Origin of the sequence: Corynebacterium mycetoides, assembly GCF_900103625.1 — a bacterium.
GTDB classification, from domain to species: Bacteria; Actinomycetota; Actinomycetes; order Mycobacteriales; family Mycobacteriaceae; genus Corynebacterium; species Corynebacterium mycetoides.
Window position 1 is genome coordinate 2,140,400 of sequence record NZ_LT629700.1, and the last position, 26,312, is coordinate 2,166,711.

The following is a 26,312-nucleotide window of genomic DNA, read 5'->3' on the forward strand; positions in this document are numbered from 1 at the left end:
CGCCGGGAGAAGCGCTCATTAAAGTGCGCAACGAAGACAGAGGAAGTGGTTTTAGGTTCATGCAGGCAATCATCATTGACTACGCCGGGGTAATGGACACCGACGCGGAGGATCAGCGCCGCTGGCGCGCACTGATCGAGGCGGTCAAGGACACCGGGGTGAAAGCGGCTGTGCTGTCCAACGCCGACGGCGACGGCCCCGAGGCGGAGCAGATCCGCGAATGGGAGTTCCGCGGCGATGTGGACGCGGTTGTGCTGTCCGGGGAAGTCGGGGCGCAGAAGCCGGAGCGCGCGGCGTTCCAGGCCGCAGCGGATGCCGTGGACGTCCCGTTGACGGACTGCGTGATGATTGATGATGACATCATGAACGTTCGCGGCGCCGTGGAAAACGGCATGATCGGCATCTTGCACACCGCCTTCGAGCGCACCGCCGTGGAGATCCAGTCGCTGTTCGGCATCGAGGGTGAGTTTTAGTGCGGGTCTACATCCCGGCGACGTTTTCCATGCTGGCGTCCCTGCGCGACACCGGGGTGCTCCGCGCTCGCAACGGGTGGGGGTTCGCCGCCACCCCGGAGCTGACGGAGTTCTACACCTCCGGCGACCAGGAGGAGATTGAGGCGATTGCGTTCGACGACGCCGCCTTGGCGTCGATACGCTTGCTCGCAATCGGTGACGAGGAGCAATTCCCGCACCGGCGCGTTGTTGTCTCTGCGGACGTGGAGGCTTCCGGCGAACCGGACATGGGCGAGTCTGTGGTAAAGATTTCCGGGCCCGTCGAGCTCGACCGCGTCGCCGCGATCCATATCGACATCGCTGAGGCGGAAGCGGCCACGGCGAAGGCAATCGACAACATTGACGCCGCGGACCTGGGCGAGGAGGACGCGGAGCTCGCGGTCGGCGACGCCCAGGACAACTACATGGCGTTCTACGACCCCAGCGAGCTACCGTTTATCATCGAGCTGCTTTAGCTCCCACTCGTTGTTTGAGCGCAGCGCCTCCAAGAGGCGGCGCACCGCCTGGGCGCGCCGGCCGAGGGTGGAGTCCGGCTCGATGCTGTCCCAGGCGCATTCCGGGTCCGCGGGAGGGCCCAGGTGGGTGCAGCCGCGCGGGCAGGTCTCGGCGGCCGCGGCGAGCTCGGGGAACACGCCGATGATCTCGTCGGGGGAGACGTGCGCCAGGCCGAAGGAGCGGATGCCGGGGGTGTCGATGATCCAGCCGCCCTCGGGCAGCTCCAGCGCGACGGACTGGGTGGAGGTGTGCCGGCCCTTGCCCACACCCGAGACCTCGCCGGTTTCCCGGTTGGCGTCGGGCACGATGCGGTTGACCAGCGTCGACTTGCCCACGCCCGAGTGCCCGATGAGCGCGCTGAGGCGCCCGGCGATGCGGTGGCGCAACTGGGCGATGTCGTCGTCGATGCCGACCTCGAGCACGTCGACATCCAGGTCCTCCAGCTCGGCCCGGAACACGGCCGGGTCCGCCAGGTCGGACTTGGTCAGGCACACAATCGGGGTGACGTTGCCCACGAACGCGGCGATGAGCGCGCGCTCCACGAATCCGGTGCGCGGCGGGGGATCGGCCACGGCGGTCACGATGAGCAGCAGCTCCGCGTTTGCCACGATGATGCGCTCGTAGGGGTCGGTGTCGTCCGCGGTGCGGCGCAGGACGGAGTCGCGCTCGTCGCGCCGGACGATGCGCGCCAGGGTGTCTTTCTTCCCGCTGGTGTCGCCCACCACGCCGACGCGGTCGCCCACCTCGATGGAGACCTTCTTCAGCTCGCGGGCGCGCATGCACTGCACCACCGCGCCGGTCTCGCCGATGACAACCCCCCACCTGCCGCGGTCTTTGGTCACGACCATGCCGCTCACGGCGTCGTCGTGGGACGGTCGGTCCTTGGAGCGCGGGCGCGAGCCCTTGCCGGGGCGCACGCGGGCGTCGCTTTCGTCATAGTCTGAAAAGCGCCTGACCACGCCTCTTACGCCCCCACCATCTGCGCCCACATAGTCTCGAACCCGGGAAGTGTCTTCGCGGTCGTCGCGATGTTTTCCACGTCCACGCCCTCGACGGTCAGGCCGATGATCGCGCCCGCGGTGGCCATGCGGTGGTCGTCGTAGGAGTGCCAGACCCCGCCGTGCATGCGTGAGGGGTGGATGCGCAGGCCGTCGTCAAGCTCCTCGCAGCGCCCGCCGAGCGCGTTGATCTCGTCCGTGAGCGCCCTGAGCCGGTCCGTCTCGTGCCCGCGGAGGTGGGCGATGCCGGTTAGCTCCGACGGCGTTGCCGCCGCGGTGGCGAGTGCGGCGACGGTGGGGGCGAGCTCGCCGATGTCGCCCATGTCCAGCTCGATGCCGCGCAGGCCGCCCCTCTCGGGGCCGGTGACCGTCAGGTCGTGCCGCTGGCCCGCCTCGCCCAGCGAAACCGCGCAGCCCATGCGCTCGAGGATGCCGCGGATCACGTCGCCGGGCTGCGTCGTGCGCGCCGGCCAGTTGGCCACCGTGACCGCGCCCCCGGTCACGGCGGCGGCCGCGAGGAAGGGCGTGGCGTTGGACAGGTCGGGCTCGATCACCCAGTCGCGGCCGCCGATCGGCTGCGGCGCGACGCGCCACGTATGTCCCGTGGCCTCCACCTCCACACCCGCCGCCGCGAGCATGTCGAGCGTCATCTCGATGTGCGGCATCGACGGCAGCGTAGCGCCGGTGTGGGTGATCGACACGCCGTCGCGAAAGCGGGCGGCGGCGAGCAGAAGGCCGGAGACGAACTGGGAGGAGCCGGAGGCGTCGATGTCGACCTCGCCTCCGGCGGCCGAGCCCGTGCCGTGGACGGTAAAGGGCATGGAGCCGCCCTCGACATCCACCCCCAGATCGCGCAGGGCCTGCAGGATGGTGGCGATGGGCCGCTGGCGCGCGCGGGGGTCGCCGTCGAAACGCACGTTGCCCGAAGCGAAGGCTGCCACGGCGGGCACAAACCGCATAACGGTGCCCGCGAGCCCGCAGTCGACATCCGCGCCGCGCAGCTCGCCCGGTGTGACCTCGAGCACGCCGCCGCGGTCGGTGAAACTCACCCCCATCGACTCCAGCGCCCGGCGCATGAGGTCGGTGTCGCGGGAGCGCAGGGCGCCCGCGATTGTCGACGGCCCCTGCGCCAGCGCCGCGAGGACATACGCGCGGTTGGTTAATGACTTCGACCCCGGCACCACCTGGGTGTGGGTGATCGGGGTCGCAGAAAACGGCGCGGGCCACAGGTGAGTCATGTACTCCATCATAAGCGACGTGCAATAGGGATAATGATGGCATGTGCGGGCGATTTGTTCTCTTCACCAGCGGGCGCGACCTCCTCGAGGAAGTGGAGGCGCTGCCGGGCGTCAGCCGCGTCGAGGCGCCCGAGGGCACGCCCCCGCCGCGCTACAACGTGGCGCCCACCCAGCAGGTTCCGCTCATTCGTTTTGACGGGGACACGGCCAGGCTCGACCCCGCCCGCTGGGGGCTGCTGCCGAGCTGGAAGAAGGACGACTCCGGGCCGCCGCTGTTCAACGCCCGCGGGGAGACCGTGGCGGAAAAGCCCTCTTTCCGCTCGGCGTTTAGGGCACGCCGTGGCCTGATGGTGCTCGACGGGTACTACGAGTGGAAGGACAAGCAGCCCTACTACGTCACGCCCGCAGGCGGCACGCTCTACGCCGCCGCAGTGTGGGAAACCGGGCTGGACACGCTGTCCGTTTCCATGGTCACCACCGAGTCGGCGGGCGAGGAGATGAGCTGGCTGCACAACCGGCTGCCGCTGTTTCTCGCCCGCGACGAAATCGAGCAGTGGGTGCGCGGCACGCCCGAGGAGGCCCTGGACCTGATCCACCCCTCGCGCATGGCGGGCGAGCTGTCCTTCAGGCCCGCGGCCAAGGAGGTGGGCAACGTGCGCAACGACTACCCGGAGCTGATCGGGGGCTAGCTTTTGCTGATCGGGGCGAATTCCGCGCCGGTGAGCGCAGCCAGGTCGGACGGGGCGAGTGCAATGGATACGCCGCGCTGGCCCCCGGAGACGGTGACGGTGCTGAGAGCGGCCACTGTGGCGTCGATAAGCGTGCGCAGCTTCGTGGCGGTGCCTAGGGGTGAGATCCCGCCCACGACGTAGCCCGTGGCGCGCTGCGCCCTGGCGGGGTCGGTTAGCGCGGCGTTCTTCCACCCCAGCGCGCGCGCCGCGGCCTTGGGGTCGAGTCGGCCCGCCACCGGGACGAGGCACAGCGCCAGGTCGCGGCCGTGCTCCACCACGAGCGTCTTGAGCACTCTGGCTGGGTCGAGCCCCAACTCGGCGACCGAGTGCGCGCCGAAATGATCTTTGCTAGGGGTGTATTCGAGCACCTCGTGCGGGACGTCGCGCACCGCGGCGAGGGCGCGGGTTCGTTCTGCCATCGTCGTTCCCCCGCTCTAGAATTCAGCGACGATGAGCTTGCCCATGCCGGCCAGCTTCTCGCCCGCACCCGGGCGGGAGAGCAGTTCGCGGAAGTTCGCCGGCGCGATCTGCCAGCTCAGGCCGAACGGGTCCGTGAGCCAGCCGCACCTGCCGGGCTGCGCGGCGAGAGCCTCCCACCACGTGCCGATCTCACCCTGGTCGGAGGCGAGCGCCAACAGGGAGACGCCTTCCGTGAAGCTGAAAGTGTGCGGGTCGGACTCCTGGATAACGCAGAGCTGGCCCAGGATTTCCACCTCGGAGTAGTGGATGTCGCCGGCGTCGGGCTGTAAGACCACGCGGGAGTCCGGCAGGGTGGAGACGTAGAGGTCGGTCGCCGCGCGCGCGTTTCCGTACTGCTCGCCGGCGAACAGCAGGCACGGGGTAACCCGCTCGTCGCGGTCAGCCACGGTCAGCTGCCAGTTCACGCCGTGGCGGTCGGCCACCCAGGCGAAGCGGGGGCTGAAGTCGTACTGCCCCAGCGGCATGAGTACCGCGCCTCCGGCGGCGAGGCGTTCGAAGGTGGCGTCGAGAAGCTCGAGCTCATCGCGTGCGAAATTGAGGAAGAAGCTTATCGACGGCGTGATGTCGCGCTCCGATCCTCCGTTCAGGAAACTGATGGTGAAACCCGCGACCTCGACATCGCAGCTGACCGCCGTTCCGTCGAGGGTGAACGTCTCGCCCCGGCGGGCGTCGGGGAGGGCTGAGGCGTAGAAATCGGCGAGGTCGGCGGCGTTGTCGGCGCACCACACGGTGGGGACGAGGCGTTGCATGGTCCACAGCCTAGCTGCACGCCATGCCTTCGCGTGGCGTGCCCTACAATTGCTCCCATGGCTGACACCGACCTGCAACGGCGCTTCACCGAGGAGGCGATGCCGCTTTTGGACCAGCTCTACGGCGGCGCGCTGCGGATGACGCGGAATCCGCAGGATGCGGAGGACCTGGTGCAGGATACGTTCCTGAAAGCGTACAACGCCTTCGACAGTTACAAGCCCGGAACCAACATCAAGGCGTGGCTGTACAGGATCATGACGAACTCCTACATCAACACCTACCGCAAGAAGCAGCGCCGCCCGCTGGAGACGTCCACCGACGACATGACTGACCACCAGCTCTACACCACGAGCTCGCACGACCCGACGGGGCTGGAATCGGCCGAGGTGGAGGCGCTCAAGGGGATGCCCAACGGCCGTATCTCCGAGGCGTTCGACGAGCTGAACGAGGATTACCGCATGGTCGTCTACATGGCGGACGTCGATGGCATGGCGTACAAGGAAATCGCCGAAGCGCTGGACATTCCGCTGGGAACGGTGATGTCCCGTCTGCACCGGGGAAGAAAACAGCTGCGCTCGATGTTGAAAGATGTGGCAAACGAGCAGGGAATCGGTCTGGAGGAGAAAAAGTAATGGGCACTGACTGCAACAAGTGTGCTGACGCGCACCGAATGTTGTGCGAGTTGCTGGACTCCGGGACGACCCCGCAGCGCGCGGCGGAGATCCGGGAGGCCATCGCGGCCTGCCCGGAGTGCTTCAGCCGCTACGAAAACGAGCTGGCGGCGCGCACGATTGTGCAGGACTGCTGCGGCAGTGCGCACGCGCCGGATCGGCTACGGGACAGCATCATCGCCTCCATTACCACCGTCTCCGTCTCCGAGGTACGCTACCGCGGGTAGCGCCCGGGGCGGGGTTCGGGCACCAAAAACGCCCCCGTGCCAGGAGACTGGCAGGGGGGCGCTTTCTTTTGGTTTTTTAAGAGTTGGGGCGCTTGCCGCGGTTGGCGCTCTTCTTGCGGCGGTCCTTCCGCTTACGACCACGCTTGCTCATGGTGCCTCCTTGTCCTCGTGGGCTTGTAGGGGAAATAATGGTACGTGGCTTCCCACTGTATCGCCCCGGCAGGGGCGCGCAGAAATCGGGTGAGCCGATTACGCCGAGCGCGATTACGCCGAGCGCGATTACGCCGTAAGGCGGGCGCGGTTGCGGGCCAGCTGCTTGTGGCGGCGCTTGAGGGCGCGGCGCTCCTCCTCGGAAAGGCCGCCCCACACGCCGGCGTCCTGTCCGGTCTCGAGGGCCCACTTGAGGCACTGGGAGGTCACGGGGCAGCGGTTGCACACGAGCTTGGCTTGTGCGATCTGGGCGAGTGCGGGGCCGGAGTTACCGACGGGGAAGAACAGTTCGGGGTTTTCGTCGCGGCAGACGGCTTCGTGGCGCCAATCCATGGTCAATGCTCCTTCTACGTCGTAATCAGTGTGTTTCGTGTTCGTACTGTCGTGCGCGCACCACAAATTCGCCCCAGATGATCTGGAGTGCAAAGCGTTTTTCAACTCCGCAGGAGCCGGGCGGTAATTCCCAGTGATGCCGGGGTCCGTCATCCATTTTCCTGCTGTTAACCCTGTGGTGGCCCGGGGTTAAGGGCTAGGTAACCAGCCCGTCGTTTTTGCTACCCGAGAATAATTGCACGTTCACCGGAACTTCGCTAGGGGTAGGGGCGAAAATGTGACAGGGATCATAAATATTAATTCATGTCTGGCGGCTCGGATTGGTCCGCACCAACGAAATCTAGCGCGGCCGGTGGGCCCGTAACCTGCGACAATGGACCCTGCACCCAAGGCACGGCGCGGGTCGCCGGGTCAAATCGTTCGCCCTCGCCCTGGGAGAAAAACCAGCGGATAGACTATCCGCTGTGACTGAGAAACAGAACCCGCGCCTCGTCTCCGGCCATGCCGTACCCGCGATCATCAGATTCGGGGCGGCCGTTGTCCTCGTGCAATGCCTCGCCGCCTTCGCCTACGCCGTCTGGCTCGTCGTGGCGAATGTGAGGGGCACCGAGACCTCGAGCCTGGAGTCCGACTCAGCGGCGACGAATTACGTGGGTATCGGCACCGCGGTGTTCCTGCTTATCATTTTCGGGTTCGTGGCCTTCCACGCATGGCGCACTGTTGCGGGGCGGCCGTCGGGCAGGGGAGCGATCGTGCTGATCGAGGCGATCCTGCTCGGCGTCGCGGTCTACATGTTCGGCGGCGGGGCCATCCTGCTGGGTGCCGTGACGGCGGTTTCCGCGGTGCTCGCGCTGGCCGGGGCGTTCCACCCGGTGGCCGTCGAGTATTGGAACGCGCGCTACGAGGCCCGCCGGAAGCAGGTCTAGCCGGCGGAAAGTACGACGACTTCTTCGCCCCGCTTTTCTGCGACCGCGTGGCCCGCGGCACGCGCCCCGACATCCCCCGAATAGCCGGCGCGGTCCACCGGCACGACCGATTCGACCTCGTTGGAGTCCCAGTTGGCCACGGCGATTCCCCCGGGCACGGCGAACAGCAGGCGGTCGCCGGCAGCGAAGCCCGGGCCGAGCGCCCCGGAAAACGATCCCGTGACGTTGAGGTCGTTGGGTCCGAAGAGGAGGAGCGTCCCGTTTTCGTAATAGCTCATGTGGTGGGGGAGATCGGAAACGCTTCCCGCGGCGAACCCGCCGCCCGCGAGCGAGACACCCTGGCTCACGGCGGTGCTCTGGCCGTCCTCGTCGTAGGCGCGCACGTCGCCGGCGGGGTCGTACACCGCCGCACCCGTGGGGGACACCGCCACCAGGTAGGCTCCTGGGTCGATGGAGATGCTGGAGTGGATCTCCGGCTTGCGCGAATCCTCCGGGGTGGTCTCCTGCAGCCTCAGCCACGCGCCGTCGTCGCACTGCTCCGTCACCGCCAGCAGTTCCTTCCGTGTCAGCGCGGAGGTGATGGTGCACTGGTTCGGTTGCATGCCCGCCTCCTGGGGGGCCTCCACGTGGCCGTACTCCACGGTGCGGACCAGGTCGGAGCGCCACAGCTCGACCCTGCCTGAGCCGACGTAGCCGACGCGGTCGTTCGAGCTGATGCCGGTCACCGTGTCGGGCGCCACGGAAGAACGCGTGCCCGCGTACTGCCCGGTTCCCGCGTCGAAGGCCACAACGTCGCCGCACCCGGCGTTGCCGCGGTACGTGGCCACGACCTTGCCCCACGCCTGATCCAGCGCGCACAGCTCGAGGTCGCGCGTGTACGTCCACACCGTCTCACCCGTAGGCGAGGTGGCGCGCAACGTGTCGCCGGAGTGGGTGATGATGAGCCCCTCGGCAACAACCGGGGTCATCCCGGGCGAGGTGTCCGGGATGCGCAGGGTCTCGGTCAGCGTTGCCGGGGGCGTCGACAAGCTCGCGGAGGCCTCCCACTCCTCGGCGGCGGGGGAGAGCTCGGCGGAGCGGATGGGGGCCGAAAAGATCGCCGCCACGACCAGGGCGATCGAGGTGACGGCGACGACTGCGGCCGCGATCGCGTCGCCGCGCGTGGGCCCCTGCGCGGGAGTCCCAGTATTCATCGGCGCTTCCTTTCTCGGCGGCGCTCGACGGCGCCCCCGTAAACGGTGGTGGCGGGGCCGACGCTGCCGCTGGCGGTCTCGGGAATATCCAGCGCCTCGTAGAGCTCCGGGGAGGTGGAGAACCACTCCGGGGGAGTGGCGTCGCCCACCCCGAGCTCCGAGTTGATGGCGGACCACTTGCCGGCCTCGTCGAAGCCGACGAGGGTCACCGCGGTGCCGGAATTGCCCGCGCGGCCCGTGCGACCGATGCGGTGGACGTAGGTCATGGGATCGTCGGGAGTCTGGTAATTGATCACGTGGGTGACGTCGTCCACGTCGATGCCGCGGGCGGCGACGTCTGTGGCGACGAGGGTCTCCACCTCCCCGGCGCGGAAAGCCTCGAGGGCACGCTCGCGGGCAGACTGGCCCAAGTCTCCGTGCACGGAGCCTACGGTGAAGCCGCGCGCGGCGAGGTCCTCGGCGACGTCTGCGGCGGTGCGCTTGGTGCGCGTGAAAATGATCGTTCTGCCACGACCCCGCGCCTGCAAGATCCGGGCGGTGACCTCGGGCTTGTCCATGCGGTGCGAGCGGAACACCACCTGGCGCGTCGTCGTATGGGTGCTCGGGGTGTCCGCCGCCTCCGCCCGGATGTGCACCGGCCGGTTCATCATCGACCGGGCCAAGGTGAGAACCGCGCCCGGCATCGTCGCGGAAAACAGCATCGACTGCACGCGCTGCGGCAGCGCGGCCCACAGGGTAGACACGTCGGGGAGGAAGCCCAGGTCCAGCATCTTGTCGGCCTCGTCGAGCACGAGCACTGCCACGCGATCCAGGCGCAAATCGCCGCGCCCGTGCAGGTCGAGGAGCCGGCCCGGGGTTCCCACCACGACGTCCACACCGGATTCCAGCGCCTCGATCTGGGCCTCGTACGGGCGGCCCCCGTAGATGGTGAGCACGCGCACGGGTGTGTGCTTGGCGGCGCGGACGAGGTCCTCGCCCACCTGGACTGCCAGCTCCCGGGTGGGAACGATAACAAGTGCGCGCGGAGTGCCGTCGAGCTCCTCGACGTCAGCGTCGTCGAACACGCGATCCAGCAGGGGGACCCCGAACGCGTACGTCTTGCCCATGCCGGTGCGCGCCTGGCCGATGATGTCCTTGCCCGCCAACCCCAGGGGCGCGGCGAGCTCCTGGATGGAAAAGGTGTGGACGATGCCCTGCTCCGCCAGCGCCTCGACGATTTCGACGGCCACTCCGAGCTGCGCAAACGTCGGCGTCGCCGCGGCGGCGGCGCCCGCGATTTCGGCGGTGGTTTCCGCCTCGGCAGCAATGTGGGCTCGGTGGGGCACGCGCCTATCTTAGCGTCGACCGATACAATGGGCCCGACTGCTATACAGCTATAGAGATAAGGACAGTGAAACCAGCCCATGGATATCAAAATCGGACTTTCTGACACCCCGCGCGAACTTACCGTTTCCAGCAACGAGTCCCAGGACGACGTGCTGGCTCAGGTTGACCGCGCGATCGCGCAGGGCGAGCCCACGGTGACCCTCGCGGATGACAAGGGCCGCAAGTTCCTCGTGCGCACGGACCGCATTGCGTACGTGGAAGTCGGCAGCGCCACGGCGCGCTCGGTTGGCTTCGTGCGATAGGCGACGGCTAGGTTAGGTTCCCATGACCCACAGGCGCCCCCATCCGCCGGCACCGCAGCCGAAGCGCGTGCAGGAGTCGTTCTTCGCGCGCTTCGTCCGCGAGTACGGGTGGAGGGCCTACGCCATTCCTGTGCTGGCGGTGATTACCGTCCTCGTCATCGCGAATATGTTCGCGAACCCGGATGACGCGGCTCTGGCCGCCCCCGCCTCCCAGGAGGCCACTACGGAGCACGGTCGCGAGCACGGCGGGGCAGGCGAGGGCAGCGAGTTGCCGCGCGTGCCCGCGGAGCTGCCCGAGGGCACGCCGGGGCTCGAGGATTTGCCGCCCGGCGGTCCCTTCACCGAGGACGGGGACGGGACGTACCGCCAGGTGGGTGTCCCGGGGATGGCGGTCGGAGCCGGGGAAGATCTGACATTGCGCTTCGTGGTCGAGGTTGAAAACGGCCTGGACACGAGCCAGTACGGCGGCGACGACGCTTTCGCCTCGCTTGTCGACGCCACGCTGGCGGACCCCCGCGGGTGGACGAGCGACCCGCGGTTCAGATTCGAGCACGTCGCCGGCGACCAGTATCCCGACCTGCGGATCCGCCTCACCTCCCCGGGTACGACGAAGACGAACTGCGGCGGGAGCCTCGGCCTGGAAACCAGCTGCCGCAGCATGGCCACCGGGGAGAGCACGGTGGTGATCAACGAGGCCCGCTGGGTGCGCGGCGCGGCCCCCTTCCAGGGCGACCTGGGAAGCTACCGCCAGTACCTGGTTAACCACGAGGTGGGGCACGCCCTGGGCTTCGCGGAGCACGTCGCGTGCCCAGCCACCGGGGAACTCGCCCCGATCATGATGCAGCAGACGCTCAGCTTGAATAACGGCGAGCTGCACAGCTTGGACCACGACGAGGTGTACCCGGATTCCGATGAAACCTGCCGGGCGAACCCGTGGCCTTACCCGCGCCCGGCAGTGCTCTGACGCTTGCGACACCAGCTTTTAAGGGGGAGGAGATTCCGATGATGATTCCGGAGCACGTTCTGGCGGCCTTCCAGCTCGACGGGCTTACACCTGTGCAGGTGGGGGCGCCGTGGGACCACGGGGCCCGCTTTGAGCGCGTCGTCGTCGCGCCAGCGACGTCGACCTCGGCGTGGTCCGCGAAGGTGCGAGAGCGATTCTCCTCGCCGGGCCTCTTGGTGGCGCGGCCCGTGAGGGCGACCGACGGCCGCGTCGTCGTCGGCGGGTTTAAGGCCAACGATTTCATGGAGGGCGCCCCCGCCGCCCGGGCTGACGAGGCCATCGCCGCGGCGTTGGCGTTCGACACCGCGATGGCGGACGTTGCGCCGCCTGCGGTGGAGCGGACAGACGTGTGGGCCGAGGCGGACAGGGCCGCCTGGGACGACTGGACGGGCTCGCCCGAGCAGTCTGCCACGGGCGTCGCCCACCTGGATTTCCTCGCGTGCTGCGTCTTCTCCGGCGCTTTGCCCCCGGTGCTGACGGACATCGTCCCCTCGGTCGAGCCCCGCCCGCTGGGGTACACGGCAGCGCTTGCGCTTGTCGACGCCCTCCTGAACAACGCCGTCGACGACCGGGTGGTTTCCCGGTGGGCGCACATCCCGGACTTGTCCTCCTTGGCCGGAAGGGCCGTGGATTTCCGGGAGGCACTCGACGATACGCTTCCGGCAAAATCGAACAATAGTGCGAACTTTGCGCGCGTGCGGGACCTGCTGGTGTCTGCCTAGCCTGGCAGAATCAGGGCCATGGTGGCAGAAGCGTTCAACCCAGCGACCCCCCGCGCCTATCTCGTCGCGCGCACGCGGCGTGACACGCGCCGCGAGTGGCCCCACAACCTCCCCGAAAGCGGGTCGTGGAAGGTCACCGGCGAGGCAGGATCGGGTGTGTCGAGTTTCCTCGTGGATACGGTGGTCCGCGCCGTCGAGGGCGGGGCGGACCCGCGGGGGATCCTGGTGCTCACCGAGTCGAAGGAGTCCGGCGCGCGCCTGCGGGTGGAGCTTTCGGATAGGCTTGCGGCCTCCGGTTTCGTCATCGACGAGCCGCTGGTCCGCTCCGTGCACTCCCTGGCGTTCGCGCTGCTGCGGCAGGAGACGGGCGAGAACATCCGCCTGATCTCCGGCGCCGAGCAGGATGCGGTGATCCGCCAGCTGCTCCAGGGACACGTTGAGGATGGGAGAGGTTCATGGCCGGAGGAGCTGCGCCCGGCCCTGCCCATGCTGGGCTTCGCCCGGCAGCTGCGTGACTTCCTGCTGCGCGCCGTCGAGAGGCGGCAGTCCCCGGACGACCTCGAGCGGCTCGGTAGGGCGCACAACCGCCCCATCTGGTCCGCGGCCGGGCAGTTCCTGCGCGAGTACCAGCAGGTCATGGCACTTAACCCGGCACGTTCCATCAGCGCGTCGGAACTGGCCTCGGCGGTGCTGGCCACCACGGTGCCGGACCGGTGGCACACGGTGGTCGTGGACGACGCGCAGCACCTCGATCCCGCGTCGGCGGAGCTCGTGCGCCGGTTGCTCGCCGCCGCCGAAGTCGGCGTCGTCGGGGGAGACCTGCAGCAGAGCGTGTTCCACTTCAGAGGCGCCAGCCCGTCGTTCTTTCGGGACATGGGCGGGCTGCCGCACGAAGTCATTGACCTGGGGGAGTCACGCCGCGCCCCGACGCGGGCAGCGGTCGTGTGCGACACCCTGGCGACCCAACAGGCGCTCATCGCGGACGAGCTGCGCCGCGCCCATTTCGAGGACGGGGTGGATTACCGGGACATGGCGGTGATCGTCCGCTCCACGGGAAAGCTCGAGCCGGTGCGCCGGGCGCTGCTGCAGGCGGGCGTGCCAGTGGTACTCAACCCCACCGATGTTGTCCTCGGTCAGCAGCGCATCGTCGCCGCGCTCCTGCTCGGCCTGCGGGCGTTGACAGAGGAACTGACCGCGGCGCAGTGGCGCGAGCTCCTGCTCGGCCCCGTGGGAGGGACCGACCCGGTGACGCTGCGCAGGTTGCTGCGCGGCCTGCGCCGCTGGCGCCCGGACGACCGCGCGGAAGACACCCTCCGCGGGCTGCTCGTCTCCGGGGATTCTTTGCCCGACTTCGGCTCGGTGCTCACCGACCGGGAACTGTCCATCCTCACGCACGCCAAGGGCGTCATTGACGCCGGGCGCGACGCGCTCGCCGGCGGGAGCGTGGAGGAAGTCCTCTGGGCGGTGTGGAACGCAACGGGACTGTCCACAAGGTTGCTCGCCGCCGCGCTGCGCGGCGGGGCATCCGGCTCACAGGCGGACCAAGACCTCGACGCGGTCATGGCGCTGTTCGACGCCGCGGGGGACTTCACGGAGCGCCGGGTGAACGCGGGCATCGAGGGGTTTGTGTCTTTCATCTCCGAGCAGGAGCTACCCACGGGTGTGCGAGACCGCCGCACGGCGAAGCCGGACGCCGTGGCGCTGCTGACAGCCCACGGCGCGGTGGGGCGAGAGTTCAAGCACGTCGTGGTCGCTGGCGTGCAGGAAATGGAGTGGCCCACCCTGTCGGAGACCGGCACGATGTTCGGCCAGGAGCAGCTGGTGGACCTCCTCGACAACGGCGTGGATCCCTCCATCCCGGTGAGCCGGAAGACCGAGCGCCTGTCCGAGGAACAGCGGCTGTTTTCCGTGGCCACGAGCAGGGCGACCGAGTCCCTTCTCGTCGTGGCGGTGGACGGGGTAGAAGGCGACGAGGTGGTCCAGCCATCCCGCTTCGTCGACGATTTCGCGGCGCGGCTCGGCGGCGAACCCGCGCGCGCCACGACACAGGGAGGCGACCTGGTCGCCAGAGGTGGCGGCGCGGTGTCGGTGCGGCTGCTCTCCACCGCCGACATCCTGGCGGAACTGCGCCGGGCGGTGACGTCGGACAATTCGTCGGAGGCAACGCGCAGGCAGGCCTCCCGCCAGCTCGCGCGCCTCGCGGCGGCCGGGGTCGCCGGCGCCCACCCGTCCGAATGGTGGACCACGACCGACGTGTCCACGTCGGAGTCCCTGCGCATACCCACCCGGCTGTCGCCGTCGCGCATCGAGAGCCTCCTGGCCTGCCCGATGCGCGAGGTGCTGCAACGGATGGTCCAGCTGGACTCCTCCCTGCACATGGTGTGGGGAGTGATGGCGCATGCGTACTTCGAAGCGGTCGGCAGGGGAGCGGACGAGGCCGCGGCCAGAGAGGCGGTGATGGAGGCGCGCCGGACCGCCGATGACGCACCCGCGTGGAAACTCGACCGAGACGTCGCCGAGTTCGAGGCGATGCTCGTGCGCGCCCACCAGTGGCTCACGAGCTCGCGGGGCACCTTCGAGCAGGTCGCCGTCGAGGCGGACATCAACGTCGAGGTGGCCCCGGGCCTGAGCATCATCGGTCGCGCCGACAGGATCGAGCGGGACGCGAGCGGGGCGCTGCACGTCGTGGATTTGAAGACATCTGCCTCGGTTCCATCGCAGGCGAGCGCGGAGGACAACACGCAGCTCGAGGCGTACCAACTGGCGCTTTCCCGGGGGGTGGTGGACGGGACGAGCGTTGTCACCGCGGGCCCCGGTGACACCCCCGCGGAGATCGGCGGGGCGATGCTGCTGTACCCGAAAGCGCAATCGCGCGGGGCGGCGGCGAAGAGGCAGCAGGCGCCGAAGGACGCCGAGCGCCTCGGTGAGTTCGCGGAGATGATCGCGCCGCTGCCCGCACGCATGGCGGGGCCTGAGCTGGTGGCGGCCACCGGCCCCCACTGTGACAGGTGCGCCGTCCGCGCCTTGTGCCCCGTTCAACCCGAAGGACAGGTGGTTACCCGTGTCTGAACTAAACAGCGCCGCTGACTCGCCGCGGCCTGCGATGTCGCCGACCTTGCTGTCGAAGTACCTCGGGCAGGAGTACCCCCCGACGGACCAGCAATCGGACGTCATCGGCGCGGCGCCGGGGCCCCTCCTCGTCGTCGCCGGCGCGGGAGCGGGAAAGACCGAAACGATGGCGGCCCGGGTCGTCTGGCTCGTCGCCAACGGCTACGCCCGGCCCGAGGAGGTGCTCGGGCTGACATTTACCCGCAAGGCAGCGCAGGAGCTGGGCAAGCGGATCCGCAACCGGCTCGGCGTCCTCGCGGACAACGATTCCCTGCTGCGCCGGCTCGACCCCACGGGTGAATTAGCCGAATCCCTCCGCGTTGTCGCGCCGACGATTTCCACCTACGACGCCTACGCCGGCGACCTGGTCCGGGAATACGGCCTGCTCGTTCCCGTCGAACCAGACGCCCGCCTGATCACGGACGCAGAGCTCCACGCGATTACCCGTGAGGTGGTGCTTGACTACCGCGGCCAGCTCGTGACCGCGTCGGGGAAGAACCCCGCGGTCTCCACCGTGATCTCGGACGTGCTGGGGCTCATGTCGTCCATGGGCAACTCGCTGGTGGAGCCCGCCTTCATCGAGGAGCAGTCCCACATCTTCCTCGCTGAGACGGAGTCCCTGCCGGGAAAGGGGGACCCTGCAAAATTCACCAACGAAATGGCGAAATGGCGGGATGCGCAGGAGCTCCGGCGCAACTACCTGCCCATCCTCGAAGAGCTGGGCAAGCAGCTGCGCGCGCGGGGGGTTGTCACCTTCAACGAGCAGATGTCCGTGGCGGCGCAGCTCGCCCGCGACCATGCCATGGTCGGCGCATCCCAGCGCCAGCGCTTCCGGGTGGTCATGCTTGATGAGTACCAGGACACCTCCCACGCGCAGCGCATCCTTTTGCGGAGTCTGTTCGGCGAGAACCGGGACGCCGCTGGCGGCGCCGCGCATCCGCTGACCGTCACTGCCGTGGGCGACCCGATGCAGGCGATCTACGGGTGGCGGGGGGCGACCGCCGAAAACCTCGCCGCGTTCGTGGAGGACTTTCCGTGCCCGGATGGTTCGACCGCCCCGAAGAGGCAGCTCACCACATCGTGGCGCAACCCGCCCAACGTGCTGGACATGGCGAACCTGGTCTCCGATGCGCTCCTGGGCACGGGCCCCGCCCGAGCAGTGGCCGCGCTGAGCTCGCGGCCGCACGCGCCCATCGGCGACGTGCAGATCGCGTTTTTCGAGCATGAGCAGGAGGAAATCGACTTCGTCGCCGACGACCTCGCCCGTCAGTACGAGAACTCCCGGGAAACCGGGGAGATATTCAACGCCGCCGTCCTCGTGCGGGCAAACAGGACCTCCCCGGAGGTCGCCGAAGCCCTCGAGCTGCGCGGCGTTCCGTACGAGATCGTCGGGCTCGCGGGGCTTCTCGACGTCCCCGAGGTCGCCGACGTCGTCGCCGTCGCCTCCATGCTTGTCAACCCCGGCGACTCCGCCTCCGCACTGCGCATCCTGTCCGGCCCGGCCGTCGGCCTCGGGCTGAAAGATCTCAGCGCCCTCGCGCAGCGGGCGGGCAACCTGCGCGGAAGTGCTCGCTCCGAGGACACGGAAGACACCGGGCACGCAGATCTCACCGACCCGATGGAGCGGCTGCACAACCAGCTCGCCGAGGCCGTGGAGGAGGCGCAGAGGATCACCGCCGGGGCCGACGCCCCCGCCGGCTTGACGGATGCGGTGGCCGACCTCGGGGAGCCCGAACGCTACTCGGAGGAAGGGCTCGCCCGGATGCAGGCTGTGGCCTCCAAGCTCAGGTGGCTGCGCACGCACTCCCTGGGCAAGCGGCTCGCCGACGTGTTCGCGGACATCATTGACGTCTTCGGGATCCGCACGGAGGTGCTGGCGCGCCCCTCGTCGACAGGCACAGTGCACCTCGACCGCCTGCTGGAGGAGGTGTCTACCTATCCGGGTGCCAGCCTGAACGCGCTGCTGGAGTACTTCGAGCTGGCGCGCGACCACGAGGGCGGGTTGACGCCGGGAGCCGTGCCGGTCCGCGACGACCGTGTGCAAATCCTCACCGCCCACAAGGCCAAAGGGCTGGAGTGGGACACGGTCGCGGTGATCCGGGCCGACCGGCAGACGTACGCGTCGCGGAACTCGACATTCCTCACCCAGGCGAAATTGGTGCCCGACGAGGAGTTCGACGCCTTCGCGGATGCGGAGGACAGAACACAGTTCGCGAAGGCGGCCAACGGGTACATCAAAACCTCGGGAGCGAAGCTCGACGAGGAGTCCGCCCGATTGTTCTACGTCGCGCTGACCCGTTCCGAGCGGAAACTCATTGTCACGGGCTCCGCCAAGAAACCGGGGCGCAAGAAGGTGGAGGAACCCTACGCACACCTCCTCGCGTTAAGAGACCTCGTGCCCGAGGACTGCGTGGCCCAGTGGTTCGAGGGTGACGGTGAGGGTGAGACGGAAGCCGACGCCGGCGCCGCCGTGCCAGCCAAGGAAGGCATATGGCCCCATCTGGCCGCCGATCCCCGCGACGCGGAAGCTGCCCAAGCGGTGGGCGCCGCGATGGCGGACCTGCCGGGGCTGTCGCAGGGAGAACTGTTCGAGCTGTGGGAGCGCGACACGACAGCGCTGATCGAGGAACACGACGCCGCCGCGAGCGCGGCCGTGCCCGTCGTGCTGCCCGGCGAGCTCACGGCATCCGACATCGTCGCGCTGAGCGCAGACCCCGAGCAGTTCGCCCGCCGCGCACGGCGCCCGGTCCCTTTCAAACCCAACGCGTACGCCAAGCGGGGAACGGCGTTCCACCAGTGGCTCGAAGAGTTCTACGGGGCGCGCCCGCTCCTGAGCGAGGACGAGCTCCCGGGCGCTGACGAAGCGGGCGTCGACACGCAGACGCTCGCGCAGCTCAAGGCCAACTTCGAGGCGAGCCACTGGGCGAGCCGGACCCCCGCCTACGTCGAGCACCCCTTCGAGCTCGCGCTGGGCCAGTCCGTCGTGCGCGGGCGCATGGACGCGGTGTTCGAGGACGAGGACGGCTGGACGGTGGTGGACTGGAAGACGGGAACCAAACCTCCGCCCGCGCAGATGGAGAGCGCCAAACTCCAGCTCGCGGTGTACGCGGAGGCGTGGCGCCGCAGCGTCGGCGATGGCAAGGATGTGCGCGCTGTGTTCTTCTACGTCCGCAGCGGGGAGGATTACGCCCCCGCGAACCTGCCGGACGGAGCCGAGCTGGAAGCGCTGCTTCAGCAATCCGCCGCCGAGGGGATAGAGTTCGAGCAGTGAGAAGCTTTCGCATGAATCCCCTGGGGTCGAGGTGGCGCGACCAGTTCCGCGCCGACGCCGACGTCAGCAGCGCGCCCGTGCACACGTTGATCGACGTCGTGCGCATTCCCAACGCCGAGCGCGCCACCCCGTGGGCCATCATGCTGCGCAGGTTTTTCTACGCCACCGTGCTCATTATCGCCGTGTCCGTGATTGTCTACCTCGACCGGGACGGTTACTCCGAGGACCTGACGTTCATTGACGCGCTGTATTATGCTGCGGTCTCGCTGTCCACGACGGGCTACGGCGACATCACGCCCGTGACTCAGGGCGCGAGACTGATGAACATCTTCATCATCACGCCGATGCGCATCGCCTTCCTGATCCTGCTCGTCGGCACCACCTTGTCCGTCCTGACGGAGGACTCCCGCAAAACCCTTCAGATCCAGCAGTGGAGGAGAACCGTGCGCAACCACACCATCGTGATCGGCTACGGCACCAAGGGCCGCTCGGCGATCGACGCCCTGCTTGCCGACGGCGCGTCGCCGTCCACCATCGTCGTCGTCGACCAGGACGCCGGGGTCCTCGCGCAGGCGGAGAAGCGCGGACTGGTCACGGTGCACGGCAACGCGACGAAGTCCGACGTGCTCAAGATCGCGGGGGTGACCCGGGCCCGCTCCGTGGTGGTCGCGCCGTCGAGCGACGACACGGCCGTGCTGGTCACCCTCTCCGTCCGCGAGCTGGCGCCGAGCGCGATGATCGTCTCGTCCGTGCGCGAGAGCGAAAACCAGCATTTGCTTCTGCAGTCCGGCGCGGATTCGGTCGTGGTGTCGTCGGAAACCGCGGGGCGTCTGCTGGGCATTGCCACGGTCACTCCGCCGGTGGTGGCGATGATGGAGGACCTGCTCAGCCCCGACGAGGGCTTCGCCGTGGCGGAGCGCCCCATCGGCGACGACGAGGTCGGGGCGAACCCGCGCCACCTCGCCGACATCGTGCTGGGCGTCGTGCGTTCCGGTGAGCTGTACCGCATCGATTCGCCCGAGGCCGAGACCGTCGAGCCGGGCGACCGGCTCCTCTATGTGCGCCACACCCGCGAGGTGCACACCCGGACGGAGGTCGCCAATGACAATTGATCTCTCGCTTCTCGACGACGACCAGCGCATCGGCGCCACCGCCCCGCGCGGCCCCGTGTGCATTCTGGCGGGCGCGGGCACCGGCAAGACCCGCACCATCACCTACCGCATCGCCCACATGATCGACACGTCTGTGGTTTCACCCAACAAGGTTCTCGCGGTGACGTTTACCCAGCGGGCGGCGGGCGAGATGCGCGACCGCCTGCGCACCCTGGGCATCGGCGGCGTGCAGGCGCGCACCTTCCACTCCGCCGCGCTGCGCCAGCTGCGCTACTTCTGGCCGCAGATCGCCGGGGATTTGCCGTGGCGGATGCTGGACAACAAGTTTCCGCTGGTGGGACGAGCCGCGCGCGCCGCCGGGCTCGACACCGGTAAAGACATGGTGCGCGACCTGCTCGGCGAGATCGAGTGGGCGAAGGCGTCCGTCATCGGCGCCGACGACTACGCCGAGCGGGTAGCCGGCACGAAACGCACGCCTCCGGCGGACCCGGCAAAGGTGGCGCAGGTCTACCGCCTCTACGAGGAGGCGAAGACGAGCCCCGAGGGGATGCTCCTGGATTTCGACGACCTCCTGCTCCACGTCGCCGGCGCGCTGGAAAACGCCCCCGCGGTCGCGGAAGAGTTCCGCAGCCAGTACCAGACCTTCGTGGTGGACGAGTACCAGGACGTGACCCCTCTCCAGCAGCGCGTGCTCGAGGGGTGGCTGGGCCAGCGCGACGACCTCACGGTGGTGGGCGACGCGAACCAGACCATCTACTCTTTCACGGGCGCCACCCCCGACTACCTGCTCAACTTCTCCCGCACGTACGATCACGCCACCGTTGTCAAGCTGCAGCGCGACTACCGCTCGACCCCGCAGGTCACGGATTTGGCGAACACCGTGATCTCCAAGGCGACGGGGCGCGCGGCCGGCACGCGCCTCGAGCTCAAGGGTATGCGCCCGCCTGGCCCCGCGCCCACGTTCGCCGCCCACGACGACGAGCCGACGGAGGCCCGCGAGGTGGCGCAGGCGATCCGCGGGCTTATCAGCGCCGGCGTGCCCGCACGCGAGATCGCCGTGCTCTACCGCATCAACGCCCAGTCCGCCGCGTTCGAAGCGGCGCTGGCGGACGCCGGCATCCTCTACCAGGTGCGGGGAGGGGAGGGGTTCTTCCACCGCGCGGAGATCCGGGAGGCCATCAACACGCTCATCGCCGCCGCCCGCCGGCAGGACTTGCCGGACGACCCGGTCGCCGTCGCGCGCGCGGCCTTCGCCCCGCTCGGCCTCACGCCGCGGGAGCCCGAGGGCGCCCAGGCCCGCGAGCGCTGGCAAACGCTGAGCGCGCTGGTGGATCTGATCGAGGAGATCGTGAACTCGAGGGAGGCCACGAACCTGCCCGACGTGCTGCGCTCGCTGCGCCAGCGGGCCGACGCGAAGCAGCCGCCGAGTGTGGACGGGGTCACACTCGCCAGCCTCCACGCGGCGAAGGGGCTCGAGTGGGACGCGGTGTTCCTCGTCGGGCTGGTGGAAAACACCCTTCCGATCTCGCACGCGATCAAGGCGGGCGACGCGCAGATCGAGGAGGAACGCCGTCTGTTCTACGTCGGCGTCACCCGTGCCCGGGAGCACCTGCACATGTCGTGGTCGTTCGCCCGGCAGGAGGGCGGGCGCAAGTCGCGCACCCGCACCCGGTTCCTCGACGGCATCGCCCCGGAGCTCGAGGTGGAAAAATCCCCCGACCGCCTGAAGCGCGCGAAGAACTGCCGGGTGTGCGGAAATCCGCTGGACACCCCGGCGGAGAAATCCCTCGGACGGCACGCGGACTGCGAACCGGAGTACAACGAGGACGCGTTTCTGGCGCTTAAGGCGTGGCGCCTGGACGTCGCGCGCGAGGCGGGCCACCCCGCCTACATGGTGTTTTCCGACGCCACGCTGCTGGCCATCGCCGAGACGATGCCGTCGTCAGAGGCGGACCTCCTGGGGATCTCGGGGGTCGGGCCCGTCAAGGTGGAGAAGTTCGGCCACGGCGTGCTCAGTACACTGTCACCGTTTATGTAGGTCGCCGGGTAAGTAGTCGGTAGTCAGTAGCACACGGGGCATCCCTGGTGCGGGCCGAGCACCGTGCGGGCCAGGGGTGTGGGCCCGAACGGATCGGCCACCACCATCATCCCGCGCTCGGGCGGGGGAGCGGAAACGCCCGGAGGGTCGGGGACCCCGCAGATCCGGCGCACGACCGTCGCCGCCGCGGCGGCGCCCGCGGCCACGACGACGGGATCGGTGCCGGGATCAGCGCTGGCCTGCCCGCCGGCGTGATGCGCCACCACGTGCTCCCACTGGTCGTCGCGGTCGGCGTGGTACAGGTGGGCGCAGTACAGGCACGGGCCCGACCGTCCAGCGCCGACGGGCCCGATGTACACGCGCGCGTCCACCGCGGAGACGGGCAGCATCGTCGAGCTCAAGTGCCGCGCGCTTTTCGCCAGGTCGCGGTACCGGTGGAGCTGGTCCACAAACACGATCGGCATATGCGGGTCCACGGCGTGCAGCGTCCGTGCCGCTGGTTCAGTCGGCAGCGGAGTGCGCACGGAGATGTGGGCGGAGCGCAGGAGCGCCGACAGAGCATCGGCGAGCGGGCCCCTGCCCATGAGCAGGACGCGCGGGGAGGAGTCGGCGACGACGATCCGGAAGGCCGCGAGGTCGTCAATGAGGGCGCGGGCGGCGGCGGGGTCCATGTCCGCGCCGGCGAGTGCGCCCAGGACCTCGCCGAGGGTGACCGGCGAAGTCAGGAGACTGAGCGCCGGCACGAGAGCGTCGGCAAGCGGCGTTTCGACGATCCCGCTGCGCGTGGCGTCAATGCCGAACTGCAGCACGCCGCGGCCACGCGCGAACACCCGCGCGCCGGGGGCGAAGCGGATGACGGAGGCTGGGGTGAGCTGCACGCGCCCCATTTCAACACAGCTACAATCGCCTGTCATGCCACCCGAGAAGCCCGAGCACGCCGTGCGGGTGATCCGCTCGGCGCGTCGCACGCGCACCGTGCAGGCCCGGCTCGTCGGCGGAGTTGTCGAGGTGCGGATCCCCGCGAGTTTCAGCGCCCAGCAGGAGCGCGACGCCGTCGAGGAGATGCTCGCCCGCGTGCAACGCAAGACGTCGACGTCCCACCGCACGGACTCCGAGCTCACGGCACGCGCCGAGCGCCTCAACCGGGAGGTGCTCGCCGGGCGGGCTCGCTTCTCGACGATCCGGTGGTCCAGCAGGCAGAACCTCCGCTGGGGGTCCTGCACCGTCGGCACGGGCGAGATCCGCATCAGCGACCGGCTCAAGCAGGTGCCGGATTATGTCGTGGACGCGGTGATCGTCCACGAGCTCGCCCACACTATCGTCGCGGAGCACTCCCCGCAGTTCTGGGAGCTGGCCGACCAGGCCCCGCAGGCCGAGCGCGCCAAGGGCTACCTAGAGGCGTACCAGCGCTTCGGGCGGTAGGCGCTACTCGTCCTCGGAGTCGTCCCCGTCGTCTTGGGAACGCAGTTCCTCCTCCAGCTTCGCCAGCTCCTCGTCGAAGTCGGTGTCGGTGGAGTCGTCGAGAAGCGTGTCGATGAATGCGGCGGGGTTGTCCAGGTGCTCGGCGGTGGGGAGGAAGTCGGGGTGATCCCACACGTGGTCGCGGCGCTCCTGCCCGACGGCGTTATCGGCGCGGCGCCACAGCTCGGCCGCCTCGCGCACCTTTGGCGCCGAGAGCTCGATGCCGACGATGGTGGCAAACGCCTGCTCGGCAGACCCGCCAGTGGCGCGGCGGCGCGCCCACGCCTCGGCCAGCTGAGGTGTCGACGGGATGCGCTCGCCCAGCGCCTGCTCGACCACGACGTCGACCCAGCCCTCGACGAGCGCGATCAGCGTTTCGAGCCGGGAGGTGGCGAGCTCGTTGCGGGAGGTCACGCGCGGGGAGAGGTCCATGCCCTGGAGCTGCCCGAGCTTCTCCTGAATCTGCTGCGGGTCGCCCGACTCGAGGTCGAGGCTGCGGGCGATCTCCTCGATGTGGGAGGTGTCGATCTCGAGACCGGCCGCGTACTCCTCGACGGACGACACGAGGCGCTCGACGAGCCACGGCACGTGCGTGAACAGCCGCTGGCGGGCGGCCTCGCGGGCGGCGATGTAGACCAGCACCTCCTGGCTGGGCACCCCGAGACCGTTGGAGATGGACGCGGCGTTCTTCGGCAGGATGGCCGCGGTACTGGAGGGGGCGACGGGCAGGCCGAAATCGGTGCCGGTGAGCGCCTGCTGTGCTAAATCCCCGAGCGCGTGGCCCAGCCGCATGCCGAAGTTCATGGAGTTCATGGAGTTCATCATCCCGGCAAGCGGACCCATCATCTCGCGTGCCTGTTCGGGCATGGAGTCCAGCTGCGCCCGGTTCATGTGCTCCGCAACGGGATTGACCAGTCGCTTCCACATCGGCATGGTGTTTAACAGCCAGTCCTCCGCGTTCCATGCCACGGCCCGGGCAGAGGAGGCCGGCAGCGCGGTGGCGTTGTCAATCCACAGGTCGGCCAGGCGCAGCGATTCGGTGACGGCGGTGGTGTCGGTGGACGGCACCGGCGAGGTGTCCTTGATGCGCTGACGCGCCACGCGCAGAGCGAGATCGAAGTTCACGGCCTCGCCTTCGGGGCGGTTGTTAAAGCTCGTGCCCATGCCGGAGAGCATCTGGCCGAACTGGTTGAGGATGTCGCCCAGGTTGCCCGGATTACTGTTGCCCGCGCCGCCGAAGTTGAAGCCGAAAGCTGCGAACGGGTTGTTTTCGTTGCCGGACCCATTGCCGTCCGACTTGTTCTCGTTATTCTCGTCGTCCGGGTCGTTGTTGGGAAAGGAGAAACCGAATCCGTTGCTCATACGACCACACTACCGTCGCCCAAATGGAACGGGGCGGCCTTAACCGAACGCTGTCAGCGAACGCCGTGAGCCAACGCCTGGGGGCGCCGCCCGGCCGCTGGGATAAGATGTTGCCCCGTGACTGAACCAACGGCACCTGCGGAACCCACGGAACCCACGGAACCCACGGAACCGGCTGCGGTGCGCCACCGGCGCTGGAGCACACTCGTCTGGGGGGCGATTCCGGTGGGTGCGCTGGCGCTCGCTCTGTCCGTGGACCATATCCCGTTTACGGATGTCTCCCTCACCGTGCCGTACGCGGCGCAGGGGCCGGGCCCGACGTTTAACACTCTGGCGGAGATCGACGGCACCCCGGTGGTGGACGTCGAGGGGGTGGAGACGGACAGCACCGAGGGAAACCTCAACATGACCACGGTGTCCGTGCGGACCAACATGACGTTGGCGCAAGCGCTGGGCCGATGGCTGGGCGCGGGAGACACGCTCGTCCCGCTGCAGCAGGTCGTGCCGCCGGACGTCTCCGAGGAAGAGTTCAATCACTTCAACGAGGCCGCCTTCGTCGCGTCTGAGGCATCCGCGACCGTGGCGGCGATGAACTTCCTGGGGTTGCCCACCACCGTGGTCGTGCACGACGTCGTCCCGGAGTCCGCCGCGGCGGGGGTCTTGGAGCAGGGCGACGTCATCGTCGCCGTCGACGGTGCGGCGGTGACGAAGCCGGGGGAGGTGCAGGAGGCGGTGCTGGCGAAGGCACCAGGGGACTCCGTCACCATCCGCGTCGAGCGCGACGGGCGGACCCGGGAGTCGGAGGTGACGCTGGGCGCGGCCGCGGACAGTGACACGACGCCCCAGCTGGGGATCTTGATGACGTCCGAGCCCGCGGGCGGCATTTCGGTGACATACAACCTCAACGACGTCGGCGGACCCAGCGCGGGTCTGATGTTCTCCCTGGCCGTGATCGACAAGCTGTCACCGGGTGCCCTCAACGGCGGCCATTTCGTCGCGGGCACGGGGACGATCGCGGAGGACGGCGAGGTCGGGCCCATCGGCGGCATCGGGCACAAGATCGAGGGCGCGCGCGATGCCGGCGCCGAACTCTTCCTCGCCCCGGAGGGCAATTGCGCGGAGGCCGCGACGGCGGACGCCGGGGACATGGTCGTGGCCAGTGTCGCCACGCTTGACGACGCCGTCGCCGCCATGGAGGACTTCAGCTCCGGCCGCGACGTGCGCACCTGCAGTTAGGCGGCCTCCGGCTCCGCGAGGCCGAGTTCGTAGATCTTCTCGCGCGGGTCCTGCTGATCTGTCGAGATGAGCTGCTGCATGACTTGACCCGTGGTGTTGTCCACCACCGTGATGATCGCGGAGGTGCCCAGGGTGGACCAGCCGACAACTCGGTCCCCGGTGTCCTCGACGACCCGGGAGCTGCGCAGCTCGGTGAGCAGCTGGGTGGTGGAGGCGGCCTTGGCGTCGGAGTCGAAGAACTGGAACTGCCCCACCGTGGCGCCTGAGCAGTCGTAGGAACCTTCCATGTCCACGGAGATGCAGGTGTCGAACTCCTCGAACAGCTCCTTCGGGGCAAGGGTGGAGAAGCGTTCTGCCACTACGTCTACGGCCGCGGCGTCCTTGTCGGGTTTCGTCGTCGCGGTCGTCGCGGTCGTTTCGGCCGAGCTTTCGCTTGTCGACGCCTCCGTGGACGTAGTCGCCGGCACCACCGATGTCTCCGATGTCTCCGATGTCACCAGCGTCTCCGGGGCCTCTCCGTCGCCCTGGTTGGAGCACGCCGTCAGCCCCGCGAGGGCGGTCAGCGCGATGAGGGCGACGGAGGTTGAGATGCGTTGCATACTCCGCA

Annotated in this window: 26 protein-coding genes; 15 read left to right on the forward strand and 11 right to left on the reverse strand. The window is 68.7% G+C overall.

The features are described from left to right. Positions 1–59: 59 nt before the first annotated feature. Positions 60–473 (forward strand): HAD-IA family hydrolase, encoded by a 414-nt coding sequence (locus BLS40_RS10305; RefSeq protein WP_092151849.1) that lies wholly within the window; start codon positions 60–62, stop codon positions 471–473. Beyond that, positions 473–967: a DUF6912 family protein gene (locus BLS40_RS10310; protein WP_172808027.1), complete on the forward strand. Its 495-nt coding sequence runs from the start codon at positions 473–475 to the stop codon at positions 965–967. Before BLS40_RS10305 ends, BLS40_RS10310 begins: the two co-directional genes overlap by 1 nt. Here BLS40_RS10310 and rsgA read toward each other — a convergent pair. Both rsgA and aroA read right to left on the reverse strand, forming a co-directional pair. Then, complete coding sequence (gene rsgA / locus BLS40_RS10315) at positions 941–1,966, reverse strand: ribosome small subunit-dependent GTPase A (protein WP_092151851.1); 1,026 nt, start codon at positions 1,964–1,966, stop codon at positions 941–943. The two genes, BLS40_RS10310 and rsgA, sit on opposite strands and share 27 nt — an antisense overlap. Positions 1,967–1,971: 5 nt before the next feature. Beyond that, complete coding sequence (gene aroA / locus BLS40_RS10320) at positions 1,972–3,243, reverse strand: 3-phosphoshikimate 1-carboxyvinyltransferase (RefSeq protein WP_092151853.1); 1,272 nt, start codon at positions 3,241–3,243, stop codon at positions 1,972–1,974. 41 nt (positions 3,244–3,284) lie between these two features. Between aroA and BLS40_RS10325 the strand changes: the two genes are divergently transcribed. Further along, a complete protein-coding gene (locus tag BLS40_RS10325; RefSeq protein WP_092151855.1) occupies positions 3,285–3,932 on the forward strand; it encodes an SOS response-associated peptidase in 648 nt (215 codons plus the stop codon). Here the strand turns inward: BLS40_RS10325 and BLS40_RS10330 are convergent. Then, positions 3,929–4,393 (reverse strand): aminoacyl-tRNA deacylase, encoded by a 465-nt coding sequence (locus tag BLS40_RS10330; protein ID WP_092151857.1) that lies wholly within the window; start codon positions 4,391–4,393, stop codon positions 3,929–3,931. The two genes, BLS40_RS10325 and BLS40_RS10330, sit on opposite strands and share 4 nt — an antisense overlap. A gap of 15 nt (positions 4,394–4,408) precedes the next feature. Then, complete coding sequence (locus BLS40_RS10335) at positions 4,409–5,203, reverse strand: VOC family protein (RefSeq protein ID WP_092151859.1); 795 nt, start codon at positions 5,201–5,203, stop codon at positions 4,409–4,411. A gap of 57 nt (positions 5,204–5,260) precedes the next feature. On the opposite strand from BLS40_RS10335, the gene BLS40_RS10340 reads away from it, so the two are divergent. Then, positions 5,261–5,836, forward strand: a complete 576-nt coding sequence (locus BLS40_RS10340) for a sigma-70 family RNA polymerase sigma factor (RefSeq protein ID WP_092151861.1) — start codon at positions 5,261–5,263, stop codon at positions 5,834–5,836. After that, positions 5,836–6,102 (forward strand): zf-HC2 domain-containing protein, encoded by a 267-nt coding sequence (locus BLS40_RS10345; RefSeq protein ID WP_231908454.1) that lies wholly within the window; start codon positions 5,836–5,838, stop codon positions 6,100–6,102. Before BLS40_RS10340 ends, BLS40_RS10345 begins: the two co-directional genes overlap by 1 nt. Before the next feature lie 76 nt (positions 6,103–6,178). Here BLS40_RS10345 and BLS40_RS11395 read toward each other — a convergent pair whose 3' ends face one another. After that, the gene (locus tag BLS40_RS11395) at positions 6,179–6,253 is read right to left on the reverse strand and encodes a 50S ribosomal protein bL37 (protein WP_095066802.1); all 75 of its coding nucleotides are present in this window, start codon (positions 6,251–6,253) and stop codon (positions 6,179–6,181) included. 128 nt (positions 6,254–6,381) lie between these two features. Then, positions 6,382–6,645 (reverse strand): WhiB family transcriptional regulator, encoded by a 264-nt coding sequence (locus tag BLS40_RS10350; RefSeq protein ID WP_092151863.1) that lies wholly within the window; start codon positions 6,643–6,645, stop codon positions 6,382–6,384. A 464-nt stretch (positions 6,646–7,109) separates the two neighbouring features. Between BLS40_RS10350 and BLS40_RS10355 the strand changes: the two genes are divergently transcribed. Then, positions 7,110–7,571, forward strand: coding sequence for a hypothetical protein (locus BLS40_RS10355; protein ID WP_092151865.1), 462 nt, complete (start codon positions 7,110–7,112; stop codon positions 7,569–7,571). On the opposite strand, the gene BLS40_RS10360 is transcribed toward BLS40_RS10355, so the two are convergent. Continuing rightward, entirely contained in the window at positions 7,568–8,764 is a 1,197-nt protein-coding gene (locus tag BLS40_RS10360) for an Rv3212 family protein (protein ID WP_092151867.1), read from the reverse strand. The two genes, BLS40_RS10355 and BLS40_RS10360, sit on opposite strands and share 4 nt — an antisense overlap. Continuing rightward, a complete protein-coding gene (locus BLS40_RS10365; protein WP_092152278.1) occupies positions 8,761–10,041 on the reverse strand; it encodes a DEAD/DEAH box helicase in 1,281 nt (426 codons plus the stop codon). The genes BLS40_RS10360 and BLS40_RS10365 overlap by 4 nt, the downstream gene beginning before the upstream one ends. A 126-nt stretch (positions 10,042–10,167) precedes the next feature. Here BLS40_RS10365 and BLS40_RS10370 point away from each other — a divergent pair, with 126 nt between their 5' ends. Genes BLS40_RS10370 through BLS40_RS10400 form a run of 7 tightly spaced genes read left to right on the forward strand, consistent with a single transcriptional unit; the run spans position 10,168 to position 21,646 of the window. Further along, positions 10,168–10,392 carry a DUF3107 domain-containing protein gene (locus tag BLS40_RS10370; protein WP_092151869.1) on the forward strand — a complete coding sequence of 75 codons (225 nt, stop codon included), beginning with the start codon at positions 10,168–10,170 and terminating at the stop codon, positions 10,390–10,392. A gap of 22 nt (positions 10,393–10,414) precedes the next feature. Beyond that, positions 10,415–11,356: a DUF3152 domain-containing protein gene (locus tag BLS40_RS10375; RefSeq protein WP_092151871.1), complete on the forward strand. Its 942-nt coding sequence runs from the start codon at positions 10,415–10,417 to the stop codon at positions 11,354–11,356. Positions 11,357–11,394: 38 nt separating this feature from the next. Further along, positions 11,395–12,117: a hypothetical protein gene (locus BLS40_RS10380; RefSeq protein ID WP_092151872.1), complete on the forward strand. Its 723-nt coding sequence runs from the start codon at positions 11,395–11,397 to the stop codon at positions 12,115–12,117. A gap of 18 nt (positions 12,118–12,135) precedes the next feature. Then, entirely contained in the window at positions 12,136–15,186 is a 3,051-nt protein-coding gene (locus tag BLS40_RS10385; protein WP_092151874.1) for an ATP-dependent DNA helicase, read from the forward strand. 34 nt (positions 15,187–15,220) lie between these two features. Next, positions 15,221–18,496, forward strand: a complete 3,276-nt coding sequence (locus BLS40_RS10390; protein ID WP_092151876.1) for an ATP-dependent helicase — start codon at positions 15,221–15,223, stop codon at positions 18,494–18,496. Between the two features lie 11 nt (positions 18,497–18,507). Continuing rightward, positions 18,508–19,608: a potassium channel family protein gene (locus BLS40_RS10395; RefSeq protein WP_092151878.1), complete on the forward strand. Its 1,101-nt coding sequence runs from the start codon at positions 18,508–18,510 to the stop codon at positions 19,606–19,608. Further along, positions 19,598–21,646, forward strand: coding sequence for an ATP-dependent DNA helicase UvrD2 (locus BLS40_RS10400; protein WP_092151879.1), 2,049 nt, complete (start codon positions 19,598–19,600; stop codon positions 21,644–21,646). The genes BLS40_RS10395 and BLS40_RS10400 overlap by 11 nt, the downstream gene beginning before the upstream one ends. 23 nt (positions 21,647–21,669) lie before the next feature. Here BLS40_RS10400 and BLS40_RS10405 read toward each other — a convergent pair whose 3' ends face one another. Further along, entirely contained in the window at positions 21,670–22,533 is an 864-nt protein-coding gene (locus BLS40_RS10405) for a hypothetical protein (RefSeq protein ID WP_231908455.1), read from the reverse strand. Between the two features lie 25 nt (positions 22,534–22,558). On the opposite strand from BLS40_RS10405, the gene BLS40_RS10410 reads away from it, so the two are divergent. Beyond that, positions 22,559–23,068, forward strand: a complete 510-nt coding sequence (locus BLS40_RS10410; RefSeq protein WP_092152279.1) for a M48 metallopeptidase family protein — start codon at positions 22,559–22,561, stop codon at positions 23,066–23,068. A 3-nt stretch (positions 23,069–23,071) separates the two neighbouring features. Here BLS40_RS10410 and BLS40_RS10415 read toward each other — a convergent pair whose 3' ends face one another. Then, on the reverse strand, positions 23,072–24,469 hold the full coding sequence (locus BLS40_RS10415; protein WP_092151881.1) for a zinc-dependent metalloprotease: 1,398 nt from the start codon (positions 24,467–24,469) through the stop codon (positions 23,072–23,074). A gap of 180 nt (positions 24,470–24,649) precedes the next feature. Between BLS40_RS10415 and BLS40_RS10420 the strand changes: the two genes are divergently transcribed. Continuing rightward, on the forward strand, positions 24,650–25,705 hold the full coding sequence (locus BLS40_RS10420; protein WP_407922430.1) for a YlbL family protein: 1,056 nt from the start codon (positions 24,650–24,652) through the stop codon (positions 25,703–25,705). Here BLS40_RS10420 and BLS40_RS11145 read toward each other — a convergent pair. Next, positions 25,702–26,304, reverse strand: a complete 603-nt coding sequence (locus BLS40_RS11145) for a hypothetical protein (protein ID WP_197672616.1) — start codon at positions 26,302–26,304, stop codon at positions 25,702–25,704. The genes BLS40_RS10420 and BLS40_RS11145 overlap by 4 nt on opposite strands. Between the last annotated feature and the right edge of the window lie 8 nt (positions 26,305–26,312).